Source organism: Acutalibacter sp. (assembly GCF_056800975.1).
Genome location: NZ_JBQISV010000089.1, coordinates 1 through 8,711 on the forward strand (window position 1 = coordinate 1; position 8,711 = coordinate 8,711).

Below are 8,711 nucleotides of genomic sequence, written 5' to 3' on the forward strand. Positions count from 1 at the left end.
TGCCAGAGGCAACGCCAATAATATACCCGATTTCCCCACCGCCATCTTCTGGCTTGGTAAATGTACGCACCGGATACCCCATAAATTGTTCCCCCTCAGACACAGAGTGGGAGACGCAGAAACCGTCCAGCTTCAGGTGCTGGTCCATGAGAAACTTTCCATACAGATATCCCTGAGTGCCCTTGCCATATATGACTATTTTGGAATGCGACGCGCAAAACTTTTTTAACTGGGAGAGCCTTTTCTGGAAGTCCAGCCGATATGCTCTATTCAGCCATTTTCTGGGCAGCAAAGCGATTGCCAGCAGAGAAAGCCTGGAAACAGGAGTGACTTTTTTCCAGACGCCCCAATACTTTTTGCATAATCCATAAGAAAATAATCCCCGTCTTCTATACTGCAAAAAGCATTCGGAGTTGGAGAAATAGTCCCGGGAAAACTCCTGGATTACTTTGTCTTTATGGATATAGCGCTCTGGCAGACCTTCGATTACCTGCACCCAGCCCTCACAAACGTAAGAAAAGACCGATTCCGTCCAAACGGAGTCCTTTTTGTACATGGAAAACCGCACGGAACGAAAAGGCAGTGACAGAACGAAACAATGGAATCCATCCAACTCCGCAGCTCTCTCAAAATAGTAGCAGACGTGGGACCAAGGGATCAAAGGCTCCTTCAAAAAGCGTTTCTCGTAGGACGCCCAGTCTACATCGTGCAGCATGGTATGAGTATTAAGGACCACAGCCCCAAATGAAGCCATATGATATGCGGACAAAGTCATCATCTCATCCAAATCATCGATAGATTGACCAGCGCGATCCCTTCCGCTAATCCAATCCAATATGACCATATCATATTTTAGGTCCAGGCATTCCATTGTCTGAGAAATCAAGTCCTTTTTGTGCTGCAGCCCATCCGAGGACAACAGCACAAAATCATACGCCTTTTCCAGCCCATAGCCCTGAAATATCCTGTAGGCCTTCGTGTTGGGGTGCATGTCAGACGGCATGCGGACATAGTACAGCCGTCCTTTGGGGAGCCAGTCCTGAATCAGAGACTGGGTCTCGTCTCCTATGCTGGAATCGTAGAAATATAAATCGATCCCAGCCGCTGTATATGCGTCATAGCAATTATTCAAAAAGTCCTCGACGATATCTCGCCGTTCATAGGTCGGAATGCATACAGCCATAGTAAGACGGCTCATCTTCCGGCCCCTCCCCTCTCTGTAGTCTTCAAAAGCATTTGGCAAAACCTCAGCCCAGCCACAAATTTTCATGGCCTGGGCCAAGCTTGCATTTTACCCCATATCTATAGTATCGACCAATTCCCAAAAAACTTAAGGTAGCGCCGGGCAAAGATTGTGGATGGGCTCCCCCTATATCCCTCTCAAAAACCAGCCCCGGCCCCGAGCCTGCTCGACAATTCTGCCAGCGTATGCTATAATAACCACAAACTGCACTGCGCGGGAACAAACCAAAAGTGTAGATGCCAGTAGCGTGTTGCTTCGCGGCTCCACGGCTTGCCCACCGCCAGGTGTGCTAAAATATCCGCAGGATATTTCAGTATAGCCAAACCAGCGAAGCGGGTGAAGAAATGGCGTAATCCATTTCCCAAGACGCAAAGCTGCTTGGAGTTATGCTCTCATGCCCTCAGGCGGACATGAGAAGGAGCCCTGAACGGCTTGCCTTTTCCCTTGCAAAAGCACCGGCTTTCTTCAAGCAGATTCCGCGCTGTGCCCGGCGCAGCGTCTGTCATGGGTGGAGGCCGGCGTCAGGCCATATATACAGAAAGGAGCGTTCCACCATGCGTATCGTCTTTTGCGACGACGACCCTGCTGTTCCCGCTCTGTTGGGGGACTGTCTGCGGGAATTTTTTACAGCCTGCGGGCTGGCCCAGCCCGAGTATAAAGCCTATTCCTCGGCCAACGACCTGCTTGCCGGAGAGTGCGGGCCCGCCTCGCAGCCTTTGGACGTGGCCTTTCTGGATGTGGAGATGCCAGGGCTCAGCGGCATACAGGCCGGGGCCCGGCTGCAGGAACGCCATCCCTTTTGCAAAATATTCATCGTCACCGCCCATGACGGGTATCTGGACGACGCCATGCGCTTTCATGTGTTCCGCTATCTCTCCAAGCCGGTGGACAAGGCCCGGCTGTTCCGCAACATGAAGGACGCCCTCTGGCAGCTGGCCGCCGATACCCGGCCTGTGGTCATTGAGACCGGCGAGGGGGCCGTTACCCGCAGCGCCCATGAGATCGTTATGGCAGAGGCCCAGGGCAGGCGGGTGCTGGTGCGGACCACGGACCAGGCATACCCCTCCACCCAGGGGATGAAGCACTGGGAGAAGCTGCTGGAAATCGGCTGCTTTACCCGCACCCACCGCAGCTATATTGTCAACATGCGCTATGTGCGGGCCTACACCTCCACCCTTGTCACCCTGGAATTCCCCGGGGGCAGCTGCACCGCCTATTTGGCCAGGCGGCGGGCCCAGGAGTTCCGGGACGCCTATCTGCTGTATGTGGAGGCGATGCGCTGATGAAGGAGACCCTTGCCCTCAGCCTGGGTTTTATGGCCTTGATTTTCGGGGCCCGGCTGCTCTATCAGGGCTATACCCGGCTGCTGGCCTGGCTGGAGCCCCGCCGTCTTCGGGAGGAGGCGGACCCGGCCCCGCTGCTGCTCACCTGCTTTTCCATGCTGACGCTGTTCATTCTGCTTATTATGGCGTTTATCGTTCTCATTGTGGACCTGCCCCTGACCGTGGGGTCTGTTGTGCTGTCGGGGGTGCTGATTGTGGCGCTGGAAAACCTGTTCATCTACCTGGGCTGCCGCATCAGCCGGCGGCTGACTCTGCGGAGAATGTCCGGCCAGCTGCTGCGGCAGAAGCGGCGGACAGAGGAAAACTACTATCAGATGCTGGAGGAGCAGTACAACCGCCAGCGGGTGCTCATCCATGATATCCGCAAGCACCTGGGCGCGCTGCGGGACCTGGCGGGTACAACCGGGAACAGCGCAGTGGCCCGGTATGTCCAGGAGCTGGAAAATTCGCCCGCCCTGCGGAACCGGGTGCGCATCTGCGGCCACCCGGTGCTGGATGTGATTCTGTGCCGGTATCAGGAGCTGTGCCAGAAAAAGGGCGTTCGGTTTGCCGCGGACGTGCGGGACGGGTCGGTGGACTTTCTCAGCCACAGCGACCTGACGGCCCTGTTTGCCAACCTGCTGGAAAACGCGGTAGAGGCTGCGGAGGGCGGAGCGGAGGCCTCGCTTGAGCTGTTTGTGGGGAGCCGGCCAGGGAGCGCGCTCATGGTCAGCTTGGTGAACACCTGCGCCGCCCCGCCGGTGAGCGACGGCCAGGGCGGCTGGCGCAGCGCCAAGCCGGACCCGGAGCGTCACGGGCTGGGCATGAAAAGCGTGGGCGCTGTGGTCAAGGGCTATGGGGGGGAGCTGCGCCAGTATTATGACCAGGAGGCCGGGCTGTTCCACACGGTGATTCTGTTGAAATAAAAGCTGCCCGCTTGGGGGGACCCAGGCGGGCGTTTTTGTCTCATGCTACCTCTTCGGCTGACCAAAATGGCCCGTTTTTTGACCGTTCATGCAAAACCCATTGCATTTCCTTTGAGATTTGCTATACTTTTCGCTGAAAGCGGCCTGAAAATGCCGGGCACAGCCAGGCCGGCTTTGGTAAAATGGCTTCAAACCACAACAAAAGGAGGACGAACCTATGAAAAAGCTCAGCGTCATTATCCCTGTCTACAATAACCCGGAGGAGCTGCGCATGACCCTCGACTCCATTCTGGGCTCTGATTTCCCCTTGGAGGACCTGGAGGTTCTGGTGTGCGACGACGGCTCTGCGGTGGACATGAAGGCTGTGGCAGGGGAATATGAGGGCCGGATGGAGGTCCGGCATTTCTGGCAGGAGGACAAGGGCTTTCGCCCCGGCCAGGCCCGGAATATGGGCATTCAGGCGGCCAGGGGGGAGCTCTGCCTGTTTCTGGACTGCGGGGTTATTGCCACCAGCGGGTGCCTTGGGGAGCACTGGCGGCTCTACCAGGAGCATGGGCCCAAAATGGTGTGCATCGGCTATATCTACGGCAACGACCTGACCTCAGACCTGGAGGAGATGCGGCGGATCATTGACACCCACAGCCCCGACGAGGCTGCGGACGTGATGGAGAGCCGGGGCATGAAGGACGGCCGGGAGCGGGACTATGTGGTAGGGGACCAGCTGTGGCGGTGGCCCGCCCCCTGGATTGTGCTGTGGAGCATGCACTTCTCAGTGCCCACGGCGTTTATACGGGAGAACGGCGTAGCCTTTGACGATTTCTTCTGCACCTGGGGCTGTGAGGACAATGACTTTGGCATTCAGCTCTCAGAGCATGGGGCAAAATATGTGCTGGGGCGGCAGGCCAGGGCCATCCACTACCCAGCGGCAAAGCGCAGCTATGACCGGCTGCAGACCGAGCCGGACTTCCGGGCGGGCTGGCAAAAGAACCGGGCGTATCTGCAAAAGAAGTGGGCCGGGCATGGGCTGGTGCAGCTGTGGATAACCCAGGGCGGCAAAGCGGTCAAGAACCTGCCCCTGCTGCCGGAGGAGGAAGAATAACTATGGACATGAACCCTCTTTTGCGGTTTTATGTGGACAACAAGAAGTATCTGCCGGGCATTCTCACCATTGTGGGCATCTCTCTGGCGTCCGGGGTGCTGAAGATGCTGGCCGCGGCCTTTTGGGGCAAGGCGGTGGACTTTGGCCTGGCAGGGCTGGTGAACGACATGCTGTTTGCCGCTGCCCTGATGGCGGTGTTCATTTTGCTGGACGGGGCCCGCACGGCAGTGCACTACCACATTATCGGGCGCATCACCGAGAACATGTTTGTGGAGGTCCGGGCCAGGGCCTTCCGCAAGCTCACCCATGGAGAGCCCTCGGTGCTGGGGCATCACTTCCGCACCGGCGACGTGGCCACCCGGCTCAACAGTGATATCGACCTGCTGAGCACCTTTTCCGCCGGGCATGTCAGCAACTTCTCCCGGCTGATCTTCTCCGGGGTGTTCGGGCTGCTGGCCTGCATTTTTATGTCCTGGCAGCTGTCTCTGGCCTATGTGGTCATTCTCCCCCTGTCTCTGGGGCTGGTCAGCGCGATCAGCAAGCCCATTCAGGCCCAGAGTAAACGCTCTATGGACGACGCCGGAGAGGCCATGAGCATGGTGGCGGATGTGATTACCGGCTCGCTGACCGTAAAGGCCTTTGGGGCCCAGAAGCACTTTCAGCAGTCCTTTGACCAGGCCGCCGGGGAGCTGTACCAGCTGGCCGTCCGCACGGAAAAGCTGAACCGCCGCATGACCGGGGTGAAGTACCTGGCGAACGTGGTTCAGACCATGTGCCTGTTTCTGGTGGGCTCCTGGCTGGTGACCTCGGGGAGGCTGACGGTGGGGGCCTTCATCGCCTTTGTCACCATGAGCAATTACATCACCGACGCGTTTTCTCAGTCAGACTACATGTTCAGCACGGTGCGCCATGTGACTGCCTGCGCTCAGCGGTATTATGAGGTCATCGACATTCCCGACGAGCTGCCCGGGCTGATGGGTCTGCCGGTGGACGAGGAGCTGGCCTGCGAGGCCCAGGGCCTCTCCTTCTCCTACGACCGGGGGAGCCGGGTGCTGCAGGGCCTGGACCTGCGCATACGGGCAGGGGAGAAGGTGGCGGTGGTGGGGCCCAGCGGCTGCGGCAAGTCCACCCTTGTGCGGCTGCTGTGCCGGTTCTACTACCCCGAGGAGGGCTCGCTGCGGCTGTTCGGGCTGGACACCTCAGACTGGAAGCCCGACGCCCTGCGGTCCCGCATGGCCATTGTCACTCAGGAGCCCATTCTGTTTGACGGCACAGTGTACGAAAATGTGGCCTACGGCCGGCCGGGGCTCACCCGGGCCCAGTGTCAGGCCGTGCTGCAGGAGGTGGAGCTGTGGGACCTGGTAAGCAGCTGGCCCGACGGCATGGACCACCCCATCGGGGAGGGTGGGCTCAGCCTGTCCGGGGGACAGAAGCAGCGGCTGTGCATTGCCCGGGCCATGGTGAAGGAGGCCCCGCTGGTGCTGCTGGACGAGGCCACCTCCGCGCTGGACCTGGAGACAGAGAGGGGGGTGCAGAAGGGCCTGGATAAGCTGCTGCGGGGCCGGGCGGCGGTGATTATCGCCCACCGGCTGAGCACGGTGCGGGACGTGGACCGGATCTACTGCATGGAGGAGGGCCGGGTGGCAGAGGAAGGCGCGCCTGCCGCCCTGCTGGCCCGCAAGGGGAAATATTATGAGATGTGCAGGCTGCAGGGCCTGGTGGAGGTGGAGGAATGAGGAAGAATTCCCGGCTTGCGCTGTATAAAAAGAGCTTTGTCTACCTGGGCCCGGCCAAAGGAAAGTATGTGGCCGGCCTGCTGCTGGGAGCCTGCGAGCTGCCGCTGCTGTTTGCCCTGCCCTATGTGAACCAGGCCCTCATCGACCTGGTCACTGGGGCGCGGCAGGGCAGCCTGATGCTCACTTTGCTGGGAATGCTGGCGCTGTTTGTGCTGCTGGTGCCCCCGGTGATTGCCGGCAGCTACCTGCAGACCACTGCCGCAGAGTTCGGCACGGTTCAGCTTTACAAGAGCATGTTCTATCATATCAACCACATGCCCTACCAGTCCCTGACAAAAATCAAGACCGGCGACTACCTCACCCGCCTGCGGGGAGACGCCAACCGGGCGGTGCGCAACGCGTTTGCCTCCTTTTCGGTGACAAACTTGATCCGGTTTGGGGTGGTGTTCCCAGTCACCCTGATCATGCTGCTGGTGAACGACTGGCGCATTGCCCTGGCGGGCGTGCTTTACGGCGGGGTGAACCTGCTGCTCTCCCTGTGGCTCAACCCTTTGGCAAAGCGTCAGGAGGCTGTGGCAAAGGAGGAGATTGCCAACTCGGCCTCCTTTCTCATCGAGGCCCTGCGGGCTATTCCGGTGGTGCGGGTGTTTGTGCTCCACCAGGTGATGGCCCAGCGCTATGACAGGATGTGCCGCATCATCAAGGAGAAGCGGATGAAGTATCAGAACATTATCGGCGTCACCTATGGGGTGGTGGATTTCTTCGCCCAGTCGGCCCAGGCAGTAGGCTTTATCATCGGCATTCTGCTGGGGTCGGGGGAGCTGAGCCTGGGCAGGGCGGTGTTCAACGCCACTTTGATGGGCATGATGGCGGACTCCATCTACCGGCTGAGCACCTACCTGCTGCTGAGCCAACCCACTCTGGTCTCTATGGAGCGGGTGCACAGCCTGTTGGAGCAGCCCTTGGAGGACCTGGAAAAGGGCGGGACAGTAGAGGACGCCGGCGGGGACATGGCGGTGGAGTTTTGCTCAGTGGGCTTTGCCTATGAGGGCGGGGCCCCTGTGCTGGACGGCCTGGACCTGACCCTGCGCCGGGGGGAGCATCTGGCGATTGTGGGCGGCTCCGGCGGGGGCAAGTCCACGGTCATCCGGCTGATGGAGGGCTTCTTCACGCCCACAGCGGGAGAGGTGCGGTACTTTGGCCAGCCAGGCGGCGGGCTTTCCCTGCGGGCCATCCGGAGCCTGTTCGCCTATGTCCCCCAGGAGTGTACGCTGTTTGCGGGCAGTATTGGCGACAATCTGCGCATGGCCCGGCCCGAGGCCACAGCGGAGGAAATGGAGGCAGCGGCGAAAGCGGCGGGCATCCACGACTTTATTCTGACCCTGCCCCAGGGCTATGACACCCAGGTGGGGGAGTGGGGCAGCCAGCTCTCCGGGGGGCAGCGGCAGCGGGTGGCCATTGCCCGAGCCCTGCTGAAAAACGCTCCTGTGCTGCTGCTGGACGAGGCCACGGCGGCTCTGGACTCTGCCACGGAGAAGGAGGTGCAGGAGTGCCTGGACCGGGTGTCGGCAGGCATGACGGCAGTGACCGTGGCCCACCGGCTGTCTACCATTGAGAACGCGGACCGCATTCTGGTTATGGAGGCCGGGCGCGTGGTGGAGGAGGGCCGCTTTCACCAGCTGTTGGAGAACAGAGGCCGCTTTTGGGAGCTGTATGAGAGCCAGCGGAGAGAGGAGCGGCTGGCGGAGGAGAGGCGGGTTTGTTAGCTCCGCCTGCCCTGCGGCCTGGAGCCTGTTTGAAACCTCCGAAGTACGGTCTGTTTTGACCAGAAACGGGAGCTTTCAGCGACAAAAATGCCGTTTTTTCTCTTGAAACCGCTGGTTTTTGGCCGCAAATTCAGCGTTTCTCAGGCTTCAAAACAGACTCAGGAGGCAGACGTCCGAAGGGGCCGGCGGGATTCAAAAGCCCAGCGTCTGGCATTGTGGGAGCAGATGCTGGGCAGGTTCAGGAAAATACAAAAGGAAGGGAGGCCAGAGCTCTGGCTTCCCTTCCTTTTTTGCCGGCGGGGATAAGAACATGTACGGATACGATTTGAAGTTTCGAGCGTCATTTTGACAAGGCGCAAAACCCGGACAGTCAGACCAGAGCCTGTTTGAACCCCCCGAAGCGCGGTCTGTTTTGACCAGAAACGGCACTTTCAGCGGCAAAAATGCGGTTTCTTTCTCTTAAAAACCACTCATTTTTGGCCCCAAAATCAGCAGTTTCCGGTTTTAAAACAAGGCCCTGTTCATAGTCTCGCCACTCCACCAGGCTTTGCAGCCATGTCAACGGCGGTATTTGCCGGTAAGACTGATGCAATATTCTGTCGGTACAAGCTCTAAGGTC

General features: G+C 59.2%; 7 protein-coding genes. 5 read left to right on the forward strand and 2 right to left on the reverse strand.

Annotated features, from left to right (window positions below):
* Positions 1-1,198: hypothetical protein (locus tag ACTO5E_RS08965; RefSeq protein WP_482303077.1), on the reverse strand; the 1,198-nt coding region annotated here is incomplete at its 3' end.
* Between the two features lie 599 nt (positions 1,199-1,797).
* Between ACTO5E_RS08965 and ACTO5E_RS08970 the strand changes: the two genes are divergently transcribed.
* The 5 genes from ACTO5E_RS08970 to ACTO5E_RS08990 all read left to right on the forward strand — a co-directional run bounded on the left by ACTO5E_RS08970 (position 1,798) and on the right by ACTO5E_RS08990 (position 8,092).
* Entirely contained in the window at positions 1,798-2,526 is a 729-nt protein-coding gene (locus ACTO5E_RS08970) for a LytR/AlgR family response regulator transcription factor (protein ID WP_482303079.1), read from the forward strand.
* Positions 2,526-3,491 (forward strand): GHKL domain-containing protein, encoded by a 966-nt coding sequence (locus tag ACTO5E_RS08975; protein WP_482303080.1) that lies wholly within the window; start codon positions 2,526-2,528, stop codon positions 3,489-3,491. Before ACTO5E_RS08970 ends, ACTO5E_RS08975 begins: the two co-directional genes overlap by 1 nt.
* Positions 3,492-3,708: 217 nt before the next feature.
* Positions 3,709-4,590 carry a glycosyltransferase family 2 protein gene (locus tag ACTO5E_RS08980; RefSeq protein ID WP_482303081.1) on the forward strand — a complete coding sequence of 294 codons (882 nt, stop codon included), beginning with the start codon at positions 3,709-3,711 and terminating at the stop codon, positions 4,588-4,590.
* A gap of 2 nt (positions 4,591-4,592) precedes the next feature.
* Entirely contained in the window at positions 4,593-6,326 is a 1,734-nt protein-coding gene (locus ACTO5E_RS08985) for an ABC transporter ATP-binding protein (protein ID WP_482303082.1), read from the forward strand.
* Positions 6,323-8,092 carry an ABC transporter ATP-binding protein gene (locus ACTO5E_RS08990; protein ID WP_482303083.1) on the forward strand — a complete coding sequence of 590 codons (1,770 nt, stop codon included), beginning with the start codon at positions 6,323-6,325 and terminating at the stop codon, positions 8,090-8,092. The genes ACTO5E_RS08985 and ACTO5E_RS08990 overlap by 4 nt, the downstream gene beginning before the upstream one ends.
* A 370-nt stretch (positions 8,093-8,462) precedes the next feature.
* On the opposite strand, the gene ACTO5E_RS08995 is transcribed toward ACTO5E_RS08990, so the two are convergent.
* On the reverse strand, positions 8,463-8,711 hold a 249-nt coding region (locus ACTO5E_RS08995), incomplete at its 5' end, for a hypothetical protein (RefSeq protein WP_482303084.1).